This window comes from Nocardia sp. NPDC060249 (assembly GCF_042728755.1).
GTDB lineage: Bacteria > Actinomycetota > Actinomycetes > Mycobacteriales > Mycobacteriaceae > Nocardia.
In genome coordinates this window covers 1,282,332-1,302,894 of the sequence record NZ_JBHXAQ010000001.1, presented here as the reverse complement: position 1 = coordinate 1,302,894, position 20,563 = coordinate 1,282,332, and the positions used below count along the sequence as shown (strand labels likewise).

At 69.3% G+C, this 20,563-nt stretch carries 20 protein-coding genes; 14 read left to right on the top strand and 6 right to left on the bottom strand.

Annotated features, from left to right (window positions below):
- The first annotated feature begins 46 nt into the window (after positions 1-46).
- From ACFWFP_RS05855 to ACFWFP_RS05845, 3 genes are all read left to right on the top strand, one after another.
- On the top strand, positions 47-931 hold the full coding sequence (locus ACFWFP_RS05855) for a tat pathway signal sequence (protein WP_379293377.1): 885 nt from the start codon (positions 47-49) through the stop codon (positions 929-931).
- Positions 932-1,088: 157 nt separating this feature from the next.
- Positions 1,089-2,510, top strand: a complete 1,422-nt coding sequence (locus tag ACFWFP_RS05850; RefSeq protein WP_379293376.1) for an NAD(P)/FAD-dependent oxidoreductase — start codon at positions 1,089-1,091, stop codon at positions 2,508-2,510.
- Between the two features lie 260 nt (positions 2,511-2,770).
- Positions 2,771-3,496, top strand: coding sequence for a hypothetical protein (locus ACFWFP_RS05845; protein ID WP_379293375.1), 726 nt, complete (start codon positions 2,771-2,773; stop codon positions 3,494-3,496).
- A gap of 61 nt (positions 3,497-3,557) precedes the next feature.
- Here ACFWFP_RS05845 and ACFWFP_RS05840 read toward each other — a convergent pair whose 3' ends face one another.
- The 4 genes from ACFWFP_RS05840 to ACFWFP_RS05825 all read right to left on the bottom strand — a co-directional run bounded on the left by ACFWFP_RS05840 (position 3,558) and on the right by ACFWFP_RS05825 (position 7,203).
- A complete protein-coding gene (locus ACFWFP_RS05840; protein WP_379293374.1) occupies positions 3,558-4,226 on the bottom strand; it encodes an urease accessory protein UreD in 669 nt (222 codons plus the stop codon).
- Complete coding sequence (gene ureG / locus ACFWFP_RS05835; protein ID WP_379293373.1) at positions 4,216-4,923, bottom strand: urease accessory protein UreG; 708 nt, start codon at positions 4,921-4,923, stop codon at positions 4,216-4,218. Before ureG ends, ACFWFP_RS05840 begins: the two co-directional genes overlap by 11 nt.
- 32 nt (positions 4,924-4,955) lie before the next feature.
- Positions 4,956-5,606: an urease accessory protein UreF gene (locus tag ACFWFP_RS05830; protein ID WP_379293372.1), complete on the bottom strand. Its 651-nt coding sequence runs from the start codon at positions 5,604-5,606 to the stop codon at positions 4,956-4,958.
- A gap of 109 nt (positions 5,607-5,715) precedes the next feature.
- A complete protein-coding gene (locus ACFWFP_RS05825) occupies positions 5,716-7,203 on the bottom strand; it encodes an MFS transporter (protein ID WP_379293371.1) in 1,488 nt (495 codons plus the stop codon).
- A gap of 90 nt (positions 7,204-7,293) precedes the next feature.
- Between ACFWFP_RS05825 and ACFWFP_RS05820 the strand changes: the two genes are divergently transcribed.
- Positions 7,294-7,965, top strand: a complete 672-nt coding sequence (locus tag ACFWFP_RS05820) for a TetR/AcrR family transcriptional regulator (protein WP_379293370.1) — start codon at positions 7,294-7,296, stop codon at positions 7,963-7,965.
- Positions 7,966-8,127: 162 nt separating this feature from the next.
- Positions 8,128-8,802, top strand: a complete 675-nt coding sequence (locus ACFWFP_RS05815) for a class I SAM-dependent methyltransferase (protein ID WP_379293369.1) — start codon at positions 8,128-8,130, stop codon at positions 8,800-8,802.
- Here ACFWFP_RS05815 and ACFWFP_RS05810 read toward each other — a convergent pair.
- Both ACFWFP_RS05810 and ACFWFP_RS05805 read right to left on the bottom strand, forming a co-directional pair.
- Positions 8,746-9,954, bottom strand: a complete 1,209-nt coding sequence (locus ACFWFP_RS05810; RefSeq protein WP_379293368.1) for a DUF418 domain-containing protein — start codon at positions 9,952-9,954, stop codon at positions 8,746-8,748. The genes ACFWFP_RS05815 and ACFWFP_RS05810 overlap by 57 nt on opposite strands.
- A gap of 30 nt (positions 9,955-9,984) precedes the next feature.
- A complete protein-coding gene (locus ACFWFP_RS05805) occupies positions 9,985-11,202 on the bottom strand; it encodes a DUF418 domain-containing protein (protein WP_379293367.1) in 1,218 nt (405 codons plus the stop codon).
- A 207-nt stretch (positions 11,203-11,409) separates the two neighbouring features.
- Between ACFWFP_RS05805 and ACFWFP_RS05800 the strand changes: the two genes are divergently transcribed.
- The 9 genes from ACFWFP_RS05800 (at position 11,410) to ACFWFP_RS05760 (ending at position 20,562) form a co-directional block, all read left to right on the top strand.
- Entirely contained in the window at positions 11,410-12,396 is a 987-nt protein-coding gene (locus ACFWFP_RS05800; RefSeq protein ID WP_379293366.1) for a zinc-binding dehydrogenase, read from the top strand.
- A 169-nt stretch (positions 12,397-12,565) separates the two neighbouring features.
- On the top strand, positions 12,566-13,012 hold the full coding sequence (locus ACFWFP_RS05795) for a PaaI family thioesterase (RefSeq protein ID WP_378988382.1): 447 nt from the start codon (positions 12,566-12,568) through the stop codon (positions 13,010-13,012).
- Between the two features lie 21 nt (positions 13,013-13,033).
- Complete coding sequence (locus ACFWFP_RS05790) at positions 13,034-13,885, top strand: alpha/beta fold hydrolase (protein WP_379293365.1); 852 nt, start codon at positions 13,034-13,036, stop codon at positions 13,883-13,885.
- Between the two features lie 89 nt (positions 13,886-13,974).
- On the top strand, positions 13,975-15,198 hold the full coding sequence (locus ACFWFP_RS05785; protein WP_379293364.1) for a cytochrome P450: 1,224 nt from the start codon (positions 13,975-13,977) through the stop codon (positions 15,196-15,198).
- Positions 15,199-15,429: 231 nt separating this feature from the next.
- Positions 15,430-16,551 (top strand): ABC transporter ATP-binding protein, encoded by a 1,122-nt coding sequence (locus ACFWFP_RS05780; protein WP_379293363.1) that lies wholly within the window; start codon positions 15,430-15,432, stop codon positions 16,549-16,551.
- 36 nt (positions 16,552-16,587) lie between these two features.
- A complete protein-coding gene (locus ACFWFP_RS05775; protein WP_379293362.1) occupies positions 16,588-17,958 on the top strand; it encodes an ABC transporter substrate-binding protein in 1,371 nt (456 codons plus the stop codon).
- Positions 17,955-18,812 carry a metallophosphoesterase gene (locus ACFWFP_RS05770; RefSeq protein WP_379293361.1) on the top strand — a complete coding sequence of 286 codons (858 nt, stop codon included), beginning with the start codon at positions 17,955-17,957 and terminating at the stop codon, positions 18,810-18,812. The genes ACFWFP_RS05775 and ACFWFP_RS05770 overlap by 4 nt, the downstream gene beginning before the upstream one ends.
- Positions 18,813-19,760 (top strand): carbohydrate ABC transporter permease, encoded by a 948-nt coding sequence (locus ACFWFP_RS05765; protein ID WP_379293360.1) that lies wholly within the window; start codon positions 18,813-18,815, stop codon positions 19,758-19,760.
- Complete coding sequence (locus ACFWFP_RS05760) at positions 19,750-20,562, top strand: carbohydrate ABC transporter permease (protein ID WP_379293359.1); 813 nt, start codon at positions 19,750-19,752, stop codon at positions 20,560-20,562. Before ACFWFP_RS05765 ends, ACFWFP_RS05760 begins: the two co-directional genes overlap by 11 nt.
- Position 20,563: the final 1 nt, after the last annotated feature.

Sequence of the window (20,563 nt, the reverse complement as noted above, 5' to 3'; positions counted from 1 at the left end):
GGTGAAGTAGTGCATTGCGGCCTCCGGTGTGCGAGTGTGGTCCATCGTGCGTGACCGTTCCCCCTCCACCCGTGTCGTTTCCCGAGTCGCAGCAACTGCCTGCCTGCTCGCCGCCGCGGCCGTCCTCACTCCGGGCGTCCCTGTTCTCACCGGTCCGGCTCATGCCGCGCCGCCCGCGCTGACCCAGGTATCGGTGCCGGGATTCGACGCCGACCTGAGCTCCCGGATCGCGCGGGCCGACGCCTATCTCGCCGGTCGCCCCGGTGTGGTCGGCTACGTGCTGCGTGACCGCAAGACCGGCGGCGTCTACGCCAACGACCACGCGGAGAACCAGGTCTGGACCGCGTCCACCATCAAGCTGGCCATCGCCGCCGACCTGCTCAACCGGGCCCGCGTCGGCGCCATCGGCCTGTCCCCCGACGACCGCTTCAACATCGAAGCGATGCTGGCCACCTCCAACGACCACGCCACCGATGTGCTGTGGCAGAAGTACATCGGCTTCGACCGGATGGCCTACAACAACGCGTTCCGCGCCTACGGCATGGTCAGCCTGATCCCGCAGCCGACCACGACCGCGCTGTTCCCGGACTGGTCGTTCCAGAAGTGCACGGCCGCCGACCTGGATCGGCTGATGAACACCATCCTCGACACCATGCACCCCGACGATCTGGCCTACCTGCTCGACCGGATGCGCTCGGTCGACTCCAACCAGCACTGGGGTGTGTGGGGCGCGGGTTCGTCGATGCGCCCCGGCCTGAAGAACGGCTGGTCGGCGGAGGCCGACGGCTGGGTGGTGAACTCGGTCGGCGTCGCGGGCGCCGGTGAGCGGTACACGCTGTCGATCATGAACGCGCTCGGCGGAGCGGGCGGCTACACCGAGGGCGCCGAGACCGACACCCGGCTGGCCGAACTCCTTCTCGCAGGTCGCTGACGCGCCGCATCCCGTATTGTCGATCGTGTCGTTCGATGAGACACCGCATCACACGCCGCGATCGGGTTCTTGTTGCGACGTCACAACCGGAGCCGACTACGGTTAACCCTGTCATTACCACCGCGGGGCCCACCCCAGTCTGTCGAGGAGCGCGACGATGAGCACTGAGTCTGTCGGGAAGCGGCACCACGTAGTGGTGATCGGTTCCGGGTTCGGCGGTTTGTTCGGCACCCGGCACCTGCGCCGAGCCGATGTCGACGTCACACTCATCTCCAAGACGTCGACCCACCTGTTCCAGCCGCTGCTCTACCAGGTGGCCACCGGCATCCTCTCGACCGGCGAGATCGCCCCGGCCACGCGCCTGGTGCTGCGCAAGCAGAAGAACGCGCAGGTGCTGCTCGGTGACGTCGTGGACGTGGACCTGGCGAACAAGAAGGTCACCTCGCGACTACTCAACCGCGACACAGTGACCGACTACGACAGCCTGATCGTCGCCACCGGCGCTCAGCAGTCGTACTTCGGCAACGACCACTTCGCCACCTACGCGCCCGGCATGAAGACCATCGACGACGCGCTCGAGTTGCGCGCGCGCATCCTCGGCTCCTTCGAACAGGCGGAGCTGGCGACCACCCAGGAAGAGCGCGACCGGCTGATGACGTTCATCGTCGTCGGCGCAGGCCCCACCGGCGTCGAGTTGGCCGGGCAGATCGCCGAACTCGCCGACCGCACCCTCGACGGCACCTTCCGCACCATCGATCCCCGCGACGCGCGCGTCATCCTGCTCGAGGGCGCGGGCGCGGTGCTCGGCCCGATGGGGCCCAAGTTGGGCGCCAAGGCCGCCAAGCGGCTCGAGAAGATGGGTGTGGAGATCCAGCTCAACGCCATGGTGACCGATGTCGACGCGCACGGCGTGATCGTCAAGGACGCCGACGGCAGCACCCGGCGCATCGAGGCCGTGTGCAAGGTGTGGTCGGCGGGCGTGCAGGCCAGCCCGCTGGGCAAGATGATCGCCGAGCGCTCCGAGGGCACCGAGGTCGACCGGGCGGGCCGCGTCATCGTGGAGCCCGACCTCACCGTCAAGGGTCATCCGAACGTGTTCGTGGTCGGCGACCTGATGTCGGTGCCCGGCGTGCCGGGCCAGGCACAGGGCGCCATCCAGGGTTCGACCTACGCGGCCAAGGCGATCAAGGCCGGGCTGCACGGTCAGACGCCGGAGCAGCGCAAGCCGTTCAAGTACTTCAACAAGGGCTCGATGGCCACGATCTCGCGGTTCGACGCCGTCTGCCAGATCGGCAAGCTTGAGTTCAGCGGGTTCCTCGCCTGGCTCGCCTGGCTGGCCCTGCACCTGTACTACCTGGTCGGCTATCGCAGCCGAATCGTCACGGTGATCGGTTGGTTCGTGTCGTTCCTCGGTCGCAACCGCGGGCAGATGGCGGCGACCGAGCAGTGGATCTTCGCGCGGCTCGCGATCGAGGAGGTCAACGCCGATCAGGCGGAGGCCAGGGAACTCGCGGCCGACGTGGGCGCGCCGCCCGCCGGCGCCGAACCGCTCACCGCGGAGCAGCGCAAGATCGGCTGACACCAGTACTCCGAAGGCCGGGTGGTTCCGTCGGACCACCCGGCCTTTCTCGTGCCAGTTGCCTTTCCGCAGACCACCATTGCGGGTTACCGACGTTTCGGACCCATCCGAGTCGAGCACCGGTCCGAATGTCGGAGGTCATATGTGTGACCAATCCCCAGGATGAAAGGTGATCTATGGCGACGGGGAAACACAGGGCGCCGAACCTGCAGCGACAGAAAGTTGGATCAGTCGTCGCAGCCGGAGCGGTACCCCTGGTCATGGCCCTGATCGGCACGGGCACCGCGAATGCCGATCCCGCGCAGGCGGCGGTGACCCAGCCCGAGCATCAGGCCGGACCGGAGTTCGACGCGGTGGCGCCCAATGCCACCCCCTACGTGGGCCAGCCGATGCCCGCGAACACCCGCAGTTCGCTGCAGTGGTCGCGGACGGGGCCGGAAATGGATTATCTGTCCCCGGTGGGTCCGCTGCACGCACCGACCGCGGTCGCGCCGGTGCCGCCGATCCTCCCCCCGCCGGGCCAGTTCCGCTTCGGTGACCAGCAGGTCCCGGTGCCGGACTTCGTGCCGGTGGACACCTCGATCCAGATCAACGACGCCGCGGCCACTACCGAGGCCAACCTGGCGACGTTCCTCGACTCGGTCGGGCTCGAGCGCAGCCGCTCCGACCGGATCGCTTCCGAGACCCTCGGTTCGGCGGCCAGGGGCGCGGCGGTCGGTTCCACCGTGGCCATCCCGTTCGCGATGATGGCGAGCACGGGCGGTGCACTGGCGGGGCTCGTCGCCGGAATCCCGTTCGTGCCGATCGGTTTGGTCGCGGGTCCGATCCTGGGCGGTATGGCCGCGTACATGGCCGTCTCGATCCCCGTCACGGTCGTCGGCGCCGGTATCGGTGCGGCGGTGGGTGCGGCGAGCGGTTTCCTCGCGCCGCCGCGTGGGATGACGCCCGAGGCCGCCGACACCGAAGCCGAGCTCGTCAACGCTTGATCGAATTCCCAGCGGTGGGAGTCGGGCACTTTCGGCCCGGCTCCCACCGCCTTGTCGTCAGCTAGCCCGACGTGAGTGCGAGCGCGCGCAGGCGGCTGCTCGTGCGGGTGGCGAGCGAACCACCCGCGGCCAGCGGCAGCCGAACCTCGTCCACGCTGCCCGACCAGGCGGGACGGTGGTCCGGGTAGACCAGTTCGCTGTCGAGCGCACGGGCCGCGCTCAGCCGATCGTCGGTCGCGGAACCCGCCCCGAGCTCGAGCCGGTGCCGAAGCAACGGCACCTCGCCCAGGTCGGCCAGCAGATCACCGCGCCACCCGCCGCCGGTCTCGCCGCTGCGGCCCACCTGCACCCGCTCCCGCAGCCGCAGCCGCGCATCGGGTGCCACCCGGACCGAGGTCACCACATGATGGTGCGCGCCACCGGCCACGATCGTGGGTTCCGGATCGAAATCCAGTTCGGCGCCTTCGCCGACGTCGAAACGCCAGTGCGCGTTCGACACCATGGTGTCCGCGCCCGGTAGGGCGATCGTCGCAGCCACCGAACGAACCACCAGCCGCGCACCGGCGCGCACGACGATGGTGATGTCGAGTTCGTCCCCGCCGAGGGGCGTCGCCGCGGTACCGATCAGATGCACGGTGTCGATACCGGTGTGCCGCCCGGCCAGGCCGCCGACCGCGTCGATGCGCGGCAGCAGGCCCGGTGCGGCGACGATGCTCAGCTCAGTGCGCAACGCCGGTGGCCGCGTCCTGTTCGGCGGCGACCCGCAGCTGCTCGCGCACCCAGGCCAGGACCGGGGTGGCGGCCGGGTCGTCGGTCAGCGAGACCAGTGCGGTGGGGCGGCCGTCACGGACCTTGGCGGCGTCGCGCTCCATCACACCGAGGTCGGCGCCGACCAGCGGGGCGAGGTCGGTCTTGTTCACCACGAGCAGGTCGGAGAAGGTGACGCCGGGACCGCCCTTGCGCGGCACCTTGTCGCCACCGGCCACGTCGACGACGAAGATCTGCACATCGATCAGGCCGGAGGAGAAGGTGGCCGTGAGGTTGTCGCCGCCGGACTCCACCAGGATCAGGTCCAGCGGCGGATTGGCCGCGACGAGGTCGTCGATGGCGTCGAGGTTGGCGGTGATGTCGTCGCGGATGGCGGTGTGCGGGCAGCCGCCGGTCTGCACGGCGGCGATCCGCTCGTCGGGCAGCACGGCGTGGCGGCGCAGAAAATCCGCGTCCTCGGTGGTGTAGATGTCGTTGGTCAGCACCGCGAGCGACAGTTCGTCGCGCAACTGCCTGCACAGGGCGGCGACCAGCGCGGTCTTGCCGGAGCCGACGGGGCCGCCGATGCCGATGCGCAGGGCCTCACCGGCGGCGCGGTCGCGCTTGGGCCGGTCGTGGCTGTGATCGTGCGGTTCGCCATCGATCAGATGGGGAGGCATGGGGGCTCCATTCTTCTCGGAAATCACGGGGGTCAGGACGCGAACAACGGCATGTCGCGATGGAGGTGACGTTCGGCGAGCGCGTCCTGCAGCGGATCGGACAGGGCGGCGAGCCCGGCGGCGGCCTCGGCGGCGAGCCGGTCGCACAGCGGCGCCAGACGCAGGGTGCTCGCGGCGATGGCGGCGGGATCGAGGGCGAGTAGACGTTGCGCGGCGGTGGCGGCACCGGTGAGCGTCGTGTAGACGACAACGCCCGCCAGCTGTTCGGTGCTCGCTCCACTCGCGGCGCCGACCGTGCCGAACACCGTCGACAGGTGCGGGCGCGGGCCTACCGCGGCCCAATCATGGTGCGGCCACAGCTGTTTGGCCAGGCGTAGCAGCCCACGGCCTTGCGCGCGCGACGCGGTCCGGGCGGCGGGCGAGGGCGTGCGGGCGTCGGCTTCGAGCTCGGCGCGTTCGGGTGTGAGCATCCCGCCGCACACCGCGGCAGCCAGCGACGCGGTGACGAGCCCCGAGGTGGAGATCCGCCGCCGCAGATACAGCTCCACGCTCGCGTTGTCGCGCAGCAACCCCGACGACACCGCTTCCTCGACGCCGCCGGAGTGCACGTGTCCACCGATGGGCAGGCGCGAATCGGCCAGGGCGAGCAATGTCGCCAGTCCCGTCGCACCCTCGTTTCGCATTCGACGATCCTATGCAACGAAGCTGGACGTCTGCCCGGTGAGGCCGACCAGCGCGGCACACCGTGGCGTCGATCACCCCGACCGGTGGTCGTGCTCGCCGAGGGGTGATTCAGCGCGCGTCGGTGGTCGTCGTCTCGGTGCGGGCCGAGCGCCAGGCCAGTACCGCCATCGCGATCAGCAGCAGTGCGCCGCCCGCGGTCGCGATGTGCATTCCGCTGACAAACGATTCGCGGGCCGCGTGGATCAGCCCGTCGTCACCGGCGGACTCCAGGAGGGTGTCGCCCAGGGTCTCGCCGAATTCGCCGCCGGAGCGGAACACCAACGCGGCCACCGAGCCGAGCAGGGCGAGACCGAGCGCGTTGCCGAGTTCGAAACTCGTTTCCGAGATCCCGACCGCCGAACCCGCCCGCTCGGCGGGCACCGCCGACACCGCCACATCCGACACCAGGGTGAACGAGAAGCCGTACCCGACACCGGCGATCACCGAACCCGCGATGTACCAGCCGAGGCCGCCGTCGACACCGACGCCGAGCAGCATCAGGTTGCCGATCGCCGACAGCATCAGCGCGAGCGTGAACGTCGCCCGCACGCCGAGCCGCAGCCCGAGGCGCGCGCCGCTCATCGAGCACACGAACACCGCGATCGCCATCGGAATGCCGAGCAGCGCGGCGGCCAGCGGGTCGCGGCCGGTGACCGACTGCAGGTAGATGCTGGTCAGGTAGCTCATCGCGGCGAGCGACATCATGCCCGCCATGCTGGCCCCGATCGCCACCCGGAACAGCGGCCGCGTGAACAACGACAGGTCGAGCAGCGGTTCCGCGAGATGACGCTGCCTGCGCACGAACAGCACGAGCAGCCCGACGCCGATCATGGCGATCACCAGCGACACCGCGTCCAGGCCTTCGGCGGCGATGTGTTTGATGCCGTAGATCAACGGCAGGATGCCGCCGATCGAGAGCGCGACGCTGGGCAGATCGATCGGCCCCAGTGCCGCGGAGCGATGTTCGGGCAGCAGGATCGGCCCGAAGATCAGCAGGATCGCCAGTACCGGGATGTTGATCAGGAATACCGAGCCCCACCAGAAGTGGTGCAGCAGGACGCCGCCGATGATCGGCCCGACGGCCGAACCACCGGCGAAGAACGCGGTCCAGATGCCGATCGCGGTGGCCCGTCGCCGCGCGTCGGTAAACAGCGTGGAGATCAGCGCCAGGCTCGACGGCAGCAGCGTCGCACCGCCGATGCCCATCAGCACGCGGGCCGCGATGAGGATCGGCGCGGTGGGGGCGAACGCGGCGAGCACCGACGCGACACCGAAGATCGCGGCGCCGGCGAGCAGGATGTTGCGTCGGCCGATCCGGTCGCCGAGATTGCCCATCGTGATGAGCAGACCCGCGAGCATGAACCCGTAGATATCGAGGATCCAGAGTTGTTGCGACGCGGTGGGATCCAGGTCGGCCGTGAGGGTCGGCATGGCCAGAAAGAGCACCGAGATGTCCATCGACACCAGCAGCACCGGCAGCAGCAGCACGCCCAATCCGAGCCATGCGCGGCGTCCACCGGCGACTGCGGTGGGCACCGCCGGTTCCAGCTTCGTCATTCCGACATCCTTCCGAGGTTTGCGTACGCCGTACGCGGGAACTGGGTACAGTGTACGCATGAAGGTTGTATTACGACAGCGAGTCATGGGATGACCGAGGCGAAGCTCACTCGCACCGCGATCATCGACGCCGCGATCTCCCTCGCCGATGCCGACGGACTCGACGCGGTGTCGATGCGCCGCATCGCCGACCGCCTCGATGTGGGCACCATGTCGCTGTACCGGCACGTGGCGAACAAGGACGAACTCATCGCGGCCATGACCGACGAGATCGCCGCCCGGCACCCCTATCCCGATCCCGCCGGTCGCGGGTGGACGTGGCGCGACCGGGTGCGCATCGCCGCGGAGATCGATTGGGAGCTCTACCAGCAGCACCCCTGGGTACTGCTCACCTTCGCGGTCCCCCGCTACAGCTTCGGCCCACAGGGCCTGACCAGCCTGGCGTGGCTGGTCGAGGGCCTGCGCGAACTCGGCGTGACCGCCCGCGAGGCCACCACGATGGGGTTCTCGGTCTGGAACTACATCTCCGGCGCCAGCTTGCCGGTGGTGGGCGGCGCACTGCTCGCCGAGAAGCGCACCGCCACCGACGACACCAATGGGCTGCGTGATCTCCTCGAGGGCACACCGTCCTTCCCCGTGCCGCCGGCGCTGGCCGACCTCGAAGGCGCCGGGGTGAGCGACCTGACCTCCGAGGACCTGCTGTTCCTCGGCCTGGAAGCGCTCTGCGACGGTTTCGCCGCGCGGGCCGCCCGGCGCGCTTGACCTCGAGCACCTGCTGACAGCGTCGCGGTGGTGACCGCGGCGGCCGGGGTGGATCGGCACCCTGCTGGTCCAGTACGCCGCCGCGGGCGCCACGGTGGGATCGTCGGGCGCGTCCCCGAATGCCGGACGACGGGGCGGCCGCCGGTGGTGAAGACTGGACCTATGACCGACGCGCAGCCGTCCGCCGATCGTCGCCTCGCCGCTCAGGCACTGGCCGCGGACGATCCGACCGGATGGTTCGAACCGCTCTACGCCGAGGCCGCGGCGGGGACCTCGGTGGTTCCGTGGGATCGAGACGTCCCCAATCCCCTGCTGGTCGATTGGCTGCGCACCGCCGCCCTGCGCCAGGGTGCGCGGGCCGTGGTGATCGGCTGCGGGTACGGCGTGGACGCCGAATTCATTGCCTCCCACGGCATTCGAACCACGGCCTTCGACGTCTCCCCCACCGCGATTCGCGGCGCCCGTGCCCGTTTCCCGCGTTCCCCTGTCACCTACAAGGTCGCCGACCTCCTCCACCCGCCGCCGTCCTGGCTCCACGCCTTCGACCTGGCCATCGAGTCGATCACCGTCCAATCCCTGCCCCTGGACGTCCGCCCCCTCGCCGTCACCGGCATCCGGGACCTCCTCGCGCCCGGCGCGACCCTGCTCGTGATCGCCGACATCAGCCAGGCCCCCGCCACCACCGGCCCGCCGTGGCCGCTCACCCGCGCCGACATCGACTCTTTCACCGCCCCCGACCTGACCCCGGTCCGGATAGAAACCGTCTCTCGTGCCGACGCCTCAGGTCTCCACCGCTGGCGGGCGGAGTTCCACCGCCTGCCGCACACCGCCGACTGACACCGGGCGACACCGAGCAGGCGCGGCCCAGTAGGTCGTGGCACGCAGGAACCATTCCACCGGCCCGTACGGGTGGGCCCTCAACCATCGGGCACTGAGCCCGAGTTGGGCCGCGAAGGTGACCACGCCGACCGCGATCACCGTGGCGAGCGACACGTCGTCGGCGAAGGCGAAACCGTAGCCGGTGTAGACGACCATCAGCACGACCGATTGCCCGATGTAGTTCGAGGCCGCCATCCTGCCCGCGGGGGCGAGCACCGCGCAGTAGTGACCCAGCCGCACCGACCGCGCCGCCAGCAGCACGGCGGCGAGGTAGGCGAAGGTCATCAGGGGGTTCACCAGCGCCTGGATCCCGGCCAGCAGTGGCGGCGGCGTCCACCACCCCAGCGCCGCCGCGAAGGTGAGCGCTGAAACAGGCAGTCCCGCACACAGTCCCACCACGAGAATTCGTACAGCCCCGATCCGCACCGCGTTCGACTGCTCGAGCAGGTTCCGCTTGCCCGCGGCCATCCCGAGAAGCATCATCGCCAGCGTCGGCACCGCCCCGGCAGACCACACCAGCAACAGGGCGGTGGGCGCGAGGGCCAGCTGGGCCGCGAAGGTCTCGCCGCCGGTGCCGGTATAGGCGGCCCCGACGTCGGGTATCCGGAGTCCGTCGCCGAACGACAGGGCGGGCGCGACGCTTCCGATCGCCCCGATCAGCGCCAGCGCCGTACCCGCGAGCGCGGCCGAACGCGGGCCGAGCGTGCGCATCGCGATCAAGACCAGGCTCAGGGCCGCGTACAGCGTGAGAATGTCACCGTCCCACAGGAAGAAGACATGCGCGAGACCGACCGCCATCAGCGCGGCGCATCGCCGCAACGACCGTGCTGCCGGTGCAGCACCCGCCCGGGTCGCTGCCGTGACCTGCAGGGTGAACGCATAGCCGAACAGGAAAGCGAACAGCGGATAGAACCGAGCCGAGAACAGCGCCTCCACTGTCGCGAGGATGACGCGGTCGCCGGTCGAGTCCGCCCGGTCCGGCGCCCATTGGACGACAGCGACCACCGCGTTGGTGATCAGAATCCCGAACAGCGCGAACCCGCGCAGGATGTCGATCTCGGCGATCCGGTGGACAGATTTGGGTGCGGGCGGATTCGGGAAGTCGAGCACGGGTAGACGGTAGAGCGCCGAATCGGCGCCTCAGACGCCGGTCGCAGTGTTCTGTACGGGGCGCCGCCATGCCGGGACGGTCAGGTAGGTCGCGGCGCGGAGCAACCACTCGACCGGGCCGTACGAATGACCGCGCAGCCACCAGGCGCTGAACGCGAGCTGGGCGGCGAAGGTGAGCAGCGCGATCGCGATGACGCCCAGGGGTGCGATGTCATCGGCGAGGGCGAGGCCGTATCCGGTGTAGACGAGCATCAGCACCACGGATTGCCCGATGTAGTTGGTGGCGGCCATGCGCCCGGCCGGGGCGAGCAGAGCGGCGAAGCGGCCCAGGCGTGCGGACTGCGCGGCCAGCAGGACCGCGGCGACATAGGCGAAGGTCATGAACGGGTTCACCAGCATGTGCAGGCCGTGGATCACCGAGGGGGCGTGCCACCAGGTCATCGAGTCGGCGAAGGTCATCGCGGAGATCGGAACACCGATCCCGAAGCCGATCACCAGTGCGCGAAAGGACCAGCGGCGCAGCGTATCCGGATCGGCGAACAGGGTGCGTTTGCCTGCCGCCATGCCGATCAGGAACATCGCCAGGCTCGGTATGCCCTGACCGAACCAGATCAGCAACAGGAATACCGGCGCGAGGGCCGTCTGCGCGGAGAACGTCGAGGCGAAGTCCCCGGTGTAGTCGGCCGATATCGCGGGCAGGTCGGCGAACTCGCCGAAGGCGAGAAGACCGGTACTGCCGGGCAGGAAACTCCACGCCGACCACGTCGCGTACAGCACCACACCGGTGATCACCGCGGTCCGCGGCCGCACCTTGCGCAGCGCGATGAGGGTCAGGCACAGGAACGCGTACAGGGTGAGGATGTCGCCGATCCACAGCAGGTAGACGTGGACGAGCCCGATCGCCATCAGCGCGGCACACCGCCGCAGCAACCGCCGCACCGGCGAGGCCCCCGCACGCTGGGCCGCCGCGATCTGCAACGTGAACGAGTACCCGAACAGAAAAGCGAACAGCAGGTAGAACCGCCCGGCGAAGAGCGCGTCGACGGTGGCGCGCACCAGCAGATCGACCGTGCCGCCGAAGCGCAGTACCGGATCCTCGCGCGTGCCTGTCACCGACCACAGCGAGGTCGCCACGACCACATTGGTGATCAGGATCCCGAACAGGGCGAACCCGCGCAGGATGTCGACCTCGGCGATCCGCGATCCGGATCGCACTGCGGGCGAGCGTGTTCCGAGCGCGTCTGCCATGCACCGAGGGTACGCACGCCGCCCGGTCACCTTCGTCCCCCGTGCGAGCTATTTCCGCACCCTGCCGGAGTGACCCGCTGTCAGCCCTGCGAGGTATTGACAGCCGGGCCCGAGCATGGGCATCCCTGAACCGCCCGCGACCGCCACGGTGCCACAATGGAGCACGATCACGCTCGGCAGGTACTCGCAACCACCACGGAGGCGGACATGCAGGCAGTTGTCATCGACGAATTCGGCGACCCGAAGGACGTGCTCACCGCACAGCAGGTGCCCACCCCGGAGCCCGGGGCGGGTGAGGTGCGGATCGCGATGTCGCTGTCGCCGATCCACAACCACGATCTGGCGATCATCCGCGGCGTCTACGGCTATCGGCCGCCGCTGCCCGCGATCCCCGGCACCGAGGCCGCCGGTGTCGTCGACGCGGTCGGCCCCGGTGTCGACGCCCTCCAGGTCGGGCAGCGGGTGGCGATCGCCGGCGTCCGTGGCGCCTGGGCGGATTCCTTCCTCGCCCGCGCCGAGCAAGCGGTGCCGATGCCCGATTCCGTGCCCGACGAGACCGCCTGCCAACTGCTCGCCATGCCGCTGAGCGCTCTGATGCTGCTCGATGACCTGCAGGTGCGGGCAGGCCAGTGGATCGTGGTGAACGCCGCCAACGGCGCGGTCGGTCGCCTGCTCAACCTGTTCGCGAAGGAACGCGGGGTGCGGGTGCTGAGCCTGGTCCGCGGCCAGTCGTCGGTGCAGGCGCTGGAGAAACTCGGCTACGGTCCCGTGCTCGACACCGAATCGGTGGGCTGGCTCGCCACGGGAGCCGATATCACCGGTGGCGAACCGATCGTGCGGGCCGTCGACCAAGTCAGCGGTCCGGCCGCGGGCGATCTGATGGCGCTGCTCGCCCCGCGCGGCGAACTGATCTCCTTCGGCGCGCTGTCGGGCAAACCGCTGATCATCGACACCGGCGCTGTCATCTTCAAACAGGCTGTGGTGAAAGGGTTCTGGGGCCAGCAGCGTAGCTCCGACATCGACCGTGCCGACTACGTGCGGTTGATCACCGAACTCGTCACCCTCGCCGCCGACGGCACCCTGCGCCTGGACGTCCAGGCCGATTTCGCGCTCGCGCGGGCCGGCGAGGCCGCGGTGGTGTCCGAAACTCCCGGCCGCAACGGCAAAGTGGTGCTGCACGCCGGAACTCGCTGAGCGTTCGGCCGGGCGGGGTGAGCACGCCACCGCCCGGCCGAACTCTTTCCAGACCCCCAACAGCAGGCGAAATTTCCGCGATGGGCTGTTGTCGCGCGCCGTCAGCGGGCAGGATTCGCCGCAGGAGGAGCGGCGACGCCGCGCCGCCGCCGAGCAGAGGACTGAGCCGATGACCGCAGCACAGGCCCCCAATCCCGACTTCGCACAGCTGGTTCCCAGCGTCGTGCTGTCCATGCCCGCCGCCGCGCACCTGGGTTTCCACTTCAGCCGGGTCGAGCCCGGCGATGTCGAGATCGTGCAACCACACCGGCGCGAACTCACCCAGCACGACGGCTATTTCCAGGGCGGGGTCCTCGGCTCGCTCGCCGATTTCGCCGCCGGTTCGGCCGCGGGCACGCTGCTGCCCGCAGGCTGGGTGAACATGACCATCGACTACACCGTGAAGATTCTCGCGCCCGCCAAAGGCCCGAACGTGGTCGCCCGCGGCCGGGTGATCAAGCCGGGCGCACTGCTCACGATCGCCGCCGCCGACGTGTTCTCGGTGGAGGAATCCGGCGAAATCCTGTGTGCCACCGCGCTGGTGACGATGCGCAACGTTCGCCTCGCGGCGGCCTGAGCACCGGCGGCGAGTGACCTCATGCCGATCATCACTCTCGACGATGTCCAGATCTCCTGTACCGACACCGGCGCTCCGCCGGGCAAACCCGACGCCGCCACCGTGGTCTTCGGCCACGGATTGTTGTTCGGCGGCTGGATGTTTCGCGCCCAGCTCGCGGCCCTGCAAGGCGACTACCGGTGCGTCACCCTCGACTGGCGCGGTCAGGGTGATACCCCACCCACCGCCGATGGCTATGACATGGACACTCTCGCTGCCGACGCGGTGGGGGTGATCCGCGCTCTCGACGTGGGCCCCGTGCACTGGGTCGGGCTGTCCATGGGCGGCTTCGTCGGCCAGCGACTGGCCGCCAGGCACGGCGAACTCCTGCGGTCGCTCACGCTGCTCGACACCAGCGCTCGGGCCGAGGATCCCGCCAAGATCGGCGAATACCACCGGCTGGCCCTGGCGCTGCGCTGGTTCGGCATCCGTCCCATCGCCGGCCGGGTGGCCACGCACCTGTTCGGCCCCTCGTTTCGGGCTTCCGACGCCGGCAAGGACGTCGTCCGCGAGTGGTCGCGTCGCCTGGCCGGCATCGACCGTATCGGTACACGTAACGCCGTCCACGGTGTCACCGAACGCGGCGCCGTCGACGGCGAACTCGCGGCGATCACCGTCCCCACCCAGATCATCGTCGGCGCGGACGACGCCGCCACCCCGCTCCCGCATGCCCGCCAGATCGCCTCGCTCATCCCGCATGCCCGGCTCCACACGATCCCCGCGTGCGGTCACTCGAGTTCCCTCGAACAACCGGAGGCCGTCACCGAACTCCTGCGCGGGTTCCTGGCATCGGTCGAGTCGACTACCTCGACGACGGAGCCACGCACCACCTGATCGCGAATCCGCTGTCGTCACAGGGCTTTCCGTGGTTCCGGTCGCCACGGTCGATGCGCGTTCGGCCCGGTGCGGGTACCGTCGATTCGATGGCCGACCGCACCGCTTCCGCCCCTGTCGAGTCCATCGGCGCCGAGTTCTTCGACGATCCGCACGCGCAGTACCGCCGGTGGCGCGCCGAGGGCCCGGTCCATCGGGTTCGCTTCCCCGACGATGTGGTCCGCTGGGTGGTCGTCGGCTATCCCGAAGCCAAGATCGCGCTCGCCGACCCGCGCTTGGGCAAGGACGCCGTGCAGATCAACGCGATCCTGCACACCAAGCGTGACACCACGGCGACGGACCCGAACATCGTCGCGCTCCTGAGCCATATGCTCGGCACCGACCCGCCCGCGCACACCCGCCTGCGCAAGCTCGTGAACAAGGCTTTCACCAGCCGCCAGGTGGCCCTGCTGCGACCGCGCATCGAGCAGATCACCGCGTCGCTGCTGGACGCGATGAGCGATCGCGACGAGGTCGATCTGATGAACGATTTCGCCAATCCCCTGCCGGTGACGGTGATCTGCGAGCTTCTCGGTGTCCCGTTCGAGGATCGGGCGGACTTCCAAGCCTGGACCAAGTCCTTGGTCACCGTCGTGGGCGAGGGCGAGCAGGACGAGCGTCCCGCCGCGTCGGCCGCGATGGTCGGCTATCTCGCGAAGCTGGTGCGCACCAAGCAGTCCGAGCCCGCCGAGGATCTGCTGTCCCACCTGGTTCTCGCCGACGACGAGGGCGATCGGCTCACCGATCAGGAACTGGTGTCGATGGCGTTCCTGCTGCTGGTCGCGGGCCACGAGACCACGGTCAATCTCATCGGCAACGGTGTCCTGGCCCTGCTCCGCCACCCCGACCAGTGGCAGGCCCTGCGCGCCGACCCCACCGGTGTCCCCGCCGCGATCGAGGAATTCCTGCGCTTCGACGGCCCCGTCGACATGGCCACCGCCCGCTACACCGCGCAACCGGTCACGCTGGGCGACACCGAGATTCCCGCAGGCGAGATCGTCTACGTCGCCCTCTCGGCAGCCAACCGCGACCCCGCCCGCTTCGCCGCCCCCGACACCCTCGCCACCGACACCCCCACCGCGGGCCATCTCGCCTTCGGCCACGGCATCCACTTCTGTGTCGGCGCCCCCTTGGCCCGCGTCGAAGCCGACATCGCCTTCACTGCCCTGCTGCACCGCTTCCCCGGCCTCACGTTGTCCCCTGCCGCCGACCTGCGCTGGCAAACCAGCACCCTCATCCGGGGCCTCCTCGAACTACCGGTCCGGCTGCGCTGACGTCTCGGCGATCGCCGGATTCGCACCGCGCCTCCCTGTGAGAACACCGGTAGGGGCGCTCCGCCCTCGACCGGTCACCCGGTGACGGCCGCGCCGAACCCCACTACCGAGTAGGGAGCGCGGCGAGCACCGATGGTGCCGTTCGGGGGTCGGTGGGGTCGAGACGACTGGACCGATCGACGTTCACTATCGCCCCGGCGCGGGGACCGTGGCGGGTTCGACACTGGGCGCATGGCACGACTGCAGATCGAAGCGGTGTCGAAGAAGTTCGATGCCGAGTACGCGGTGCGCGAGGTGAGTCTCGACATCGCCGATGGTGAATTCATGGTGTTGCTGGGGCCAAGTGGCTGCGGCAAGTCCACGTTGTTGCGGATGATCGCGGGGCTGGAGGAGCCCAGCGCGGGGCGGATTCTGGTGGGCGACGTCGACGTGACGGACGCGGCGCCGCAGCGGCGGGATCTGGCGATGGTGTTCCAGAGTTACGCGCTGTATCCGCACCTCTCGGTGGCGCGCAATATCGGGTTCCCGTTGCGGGCACGGCGCAGGCCGCGAGCCGAGATCGCGCAGCGGGTCGCCGAGGTGTCGGCGACGCTGGAGATCTCGGCGCTGCTGGAGCGACGCCCCGTCGCGCTGTCGGGCGGACAGCGGCAACGCGTCGCGTTGGCGCGCGCCATGGTGCGCGATCCCGGCGCGTTCCTGATGGACGAGCCGCTGTCGAACCTCGACGCGAAACTGCGCAGCGCGACCCGGGCCGAACTGATCGCGCTGCACCAGCGCCTGGGCGCGACGTTCCTCTACGTCACCCACGATCAGGTCGAGGCGATGACGATGGCGACGCGCATCGCGCTGCTCAACCAGGGCCGCATCGAACAGTGCGGCACCCCGGAGGAGCTCTACGACCGCCCGCGCTCCACCTTCGTCGCCGGCTTCCTCGGCTCACCGCCGATGAACCTGTTCCCCGCCGTCGTCACCGCGAGCGACGGCCATATGACGGTGATGGCCGACGGCATCGACGCCGCGCTGGACATCGCCGAGGATTCCGGCGACGCCACTGCCGTCGTCGCCGGAATCCGCCCGGAACGTCTGCGGATCGACGACACCTCGACCGATGTCCGCGGCCGGGTGCGGATGGTCGAGAACCTCGGCAGCGAAGAACTCGTGCACCTCGAGACCGGTCTCTGTGTGCGCGCGGCCCGGCCGGCCGGTGTCCGGGTGGGCGAGGACATCGCCTGCCGCGTCGACCCCGCCGACATCCACCTGTTCGACCCCGACACCGGCCTGCGGCTGACCTGGCAAGCGGCCGACTCCCCCGCGGAACGGGCCGTCGACGCGGCCGCGATTCCCGTCCCCTGATTTCGGCACCACCCCGATGAGAAGGATAGAACCACGATGAAACGCACACTGCCCGCGCTGGGCGTGGTGTTCACCGCCGCCCTCGCCCTCACCGGTTGCGGCCTCGGCACCACCGGGTCCACCGACGCCACCGCCACCGCCCAGATTCCCGAACTGGCTGCCGACCAACAGGTTTCGATCGTCTTCGAGTCCTACAGCTACGGCGTAGCCGGCGCCTGGACCGAGACCTTCAACGCCCTGATCGCCGACTTCGGCGCCAAGCACCCCAATATCAAGGTCACCGCGCAGAAGCCGCAGGGCAACAGCCCCAACCCGGCCACCGACACCGTCTCCAGCATCCAGAACCAGATGGTGGCGGGCACCCCGCCCGACGTCGCCCAGCTCGGCTTCTCCGACCTGGACTTCACCATCCACCAGCTCAAGGCCAAGCCGCTGGACCAGCTGGTCGGCGCGGCGGAAGTGAAGCAGAACTTCGACGGCGCCCGCCACGCGTACGCGCCCCGCGCCCGCACGCTCGACGACTGGGACGGCCACACCTACGGCGTGCCGTTCGTCTTCTCCACGCCCGTCCTGTATCTGAACGCCTCGCTGTTCACCGAGGCCGGACTCGATCCCGCCAAGCCGCCCACCACCTGGGACGAGGTCACCACCGCCGCGAAGGCGATCGCCGACCGCACCGGCAAGGGCGGGGTCTACATCGACTGCCTGACCAAGACCGCCAAGGACTGGTGCTTCCAGTCGCTGGTGCGCTCCAACGGCGGCCGCGTGATCTCCGAAGACCGCAACACACTCACGTTCGCCGACGCGCCCGCCGTCGAGGTCACCAAGATGGCGCAGAACCTCGTGAACACCGGCAGCATGCCCAAGCTCAATCAGAAGCAGGGCTACGAGGCGTTCGGCCGTGGCGAGATCGGCATGATGCTCGAAACCAGCGCGCTGCAGAGCGTTTTCGTCACCGGATCCAAGGGCAAGTGGGACCTGCGTTCGGCGCCGATGCCCGGCTTCGGCAGCAAGCCCGCCATTCCGACCAATTCCGGTGCGGGCCTGCACATCCTGTCCAACGATCCCGCGAAGCAGCGGGCCGCGTGGGAGCTGATCAAGCACCTCACCAGCGAGGATTCCTACAAGAAGATCGCGCAGAACATCGGCTACCTGCCGCTGCGGACCGGCCTGCTCGAGGAAGCGGGCGGGCTCAAGGACTGGGCCGACCAGAACCCGCTGCTGCGCCCGAATGTCGCGCAGCTGGCGAACATGGAGCCGTGGGTGTCCATGCCGGGCAACAACTACCTGCAGATGCGTGACGGCATGATGGACGCCGTCGAGGCCGTCGTGTTCCAGGGCGCGGACCCGCAGTCGACGCTCACCGCCGCCCGCACCGCGGGCACCGAACTCATGCCGAAGTCATGAGCGAGCTGACGATCGTCCAGATCACCGACACCCACCTGCGGCCCGAGGGCGAACTGCTCCACGGCGTCGACACCGCGGCCAACCTGGACGCGGTGCTCGACCGGCTGCGCGAATTCGGGCAGCGCGTCGACGTGCTGATCTTCTCCGGTGATCTCAGCGACAACGGTTCGCCCGAGGCCTACCGGCGGCTGCGGGCCGCGGTCGAGCCCGTCGCGGCCGAGCTCGGCGCCGAGATCGTCTACGCGATGGGCAATCACGACGAACGCACCGCCTTCGGTCTCGAACTGCTCGGCCGCGACACCGTGGACCCGGATCTCCCGCACGACCAGAGTGTCGAGATCGCGGGCCTGCGGATCATCGTGCTGGACAGCACCACGCCGTCGCAGCACGACGGCAAGCTCGAGCCGGAGCAGCTGGCCTGGCTGGCCGAGCAGCTGCGCACCCCCGCCCCGCACGGCACCGTGCTGGTGGTGCACCATCCGCCGCTGCGTTCCCCGCTGGCCACCCTGGACTTCCTCCGGCTCAAGGACGCCGACCAGCTGGCCGAGGTCGTGGCGGGCACCGATGTCCGGATGATCCTGTGCGGGCACAACCACCTCACCGGTGCGTCGGCGCTGGCCGGGATTCCGGTGTGGATCGGTCCCGCGACGGCCTACCGGGTGGACCCGATGGCACCGGCGGGCAGGCACCGGGGGTTCGCCGGTTTCGGGTACAGCCGCATCGATGTCTCCGAGTCGGGGGTGCTGGCCACCGCGATCGACGCCGCACCGGCGCCGAAGGTCTATGACCGGCCGGAGTCGGAGATGCTCGAGCAGATCGCGGCGATCGTCGCCGCGCGGGCGGCGGTGCGGTAGATGTTCGTCATCGATGCGCCGGCGTCGCCGATACCGCCCGTCGCGGCGACACCGGTGCGCCGGCGCCTCACCCGCCGCCGCGTGGCCCGGTTCGTCGCGCCCTACCTGTACCTGAGTCCGGCACTGTTCCTGCTGGTCGTGTGGACCTATCAACCGCTGGTGCAGGCCCTGCAACTGTCCACCTACTCGTGGAACCTGCTGCCGACCGCCCCGATGACACCGGTGGGCACCGCGAACTACGAACGGCTGCTGGACCTTCCGGCGTTCTGGGGCGCCCTCGGTCGCACCGGCACGCTGATCCTCGGTCTGTTGCCGTTCACGGTGGTACTGCCGGTCGTGATCGCGATGGCGAGCAGACGGGTCACCGGCCGGGCGCGCACGATCTATCAGGCACTGGTGTTCGCACCGTTCCTGGTCGCGCCGGTCGCGGCGGCGGCGGTGTGGCGCTGGTTGCTGCATCCGGGGACGGGCTTCCTCGCCCAGGTGACCGGTTCGGACCGCAACTGGGTGTACGAGACCGCGACCGCGCAGGGGGTGATCATCGCGATCACCGCCTGGCACCTGATCGGCTTCGCGGTGCTGGTGGTGTGGGCCGGCCTGGCCGGCATCAGTGGCGACTACGACGAAGCGGCCAGGGTCGACGGCGCCTCACCCGGTCAGATCCGGCGCTGGATCACGCTGCCGCTGCTCTCGCCCACCGTGCTGTTTCTCATCCTCACGACCGTGTTGCTCAGTCCCACCCTGACTTTCCCGCTCATCGACTCGATGACCCAGGGCGGTCCCGCGCAGGCCACGACCAACATCTACTACCTGCTCTGGGACTACGCCTTCCACAGTTTCGACGCCGGCCTGAGCGCCGCGGCCGGTGTGCTGCTGTTCTTCGGCTTCGGTCTGGTGGCCGCACTGCTGGTCTGGATCTCGGAAAAGGTTGCTGTCCATGACGATTGAACGACTGCGCGGGGTGGGCAGCCATCTGCTGCTCGCCGCCACGGCACTGGTCTGCGTGTTCCCGATCTACTGGCTGTTCGCGACGTCGCTGCGCCGACCCGAGGACGTCACCTCGCTGTCGCCGATCCCGTGGCCCCTGTCGACGGCCAACTACCTCGACGCGGCGCAGAAGGTCGACATCGCCGGTCTGATCGCCAACACGTTCTTCGTCGCGGTGCTCTCGGCGGCGGGCCAGCTGCTCATCGCGTTGCTGGCCTCCTACGCGTTCGCCATCTACACCTTCCCGCTGCAGAAGCTGCTGTATCTGGCGTTCGTCGGGGTGTGGCTGGTGCCGTTCCAGGTGACGATGCTGCCCAACTACATCCTGCTCAACCAGCTGGGCCTGATCAACACCCTGATCGGCGTCGTGCTGCCGACGCTGTGCTCGGCGCTGGCGGTGCTGCTGTTGCGCCAGCACATGTCGGCGTTCCCGAAAGAACTCATCGCCGCCGCCAAGATCGACGGGCGCTCGTCGTGGTCGATCCTGTGGACCGTGGTGGTGCCGAACCTGCGTCCCGCCCTCGCCGCGCTCGGCATCCTGCTGTTCATCAACGCGTGGAACGAGTACTTCTGGCCCGCGGTCGTGCTGCGCCAGTCCAACGCCGTACTCCAGCTCGGGCTGCGCAGCTTCATGGGCACCGAAGGCGATCAGTGGGGGCCGATGATGGCGCTGGCCGGGCTGGCCTGCCTGCCGGTGCTGCTGCTGTATCTGGTGCTGCAGCGCCACATCGTCAATGCGTTCGTGCGATCGGGATTGAAATGAG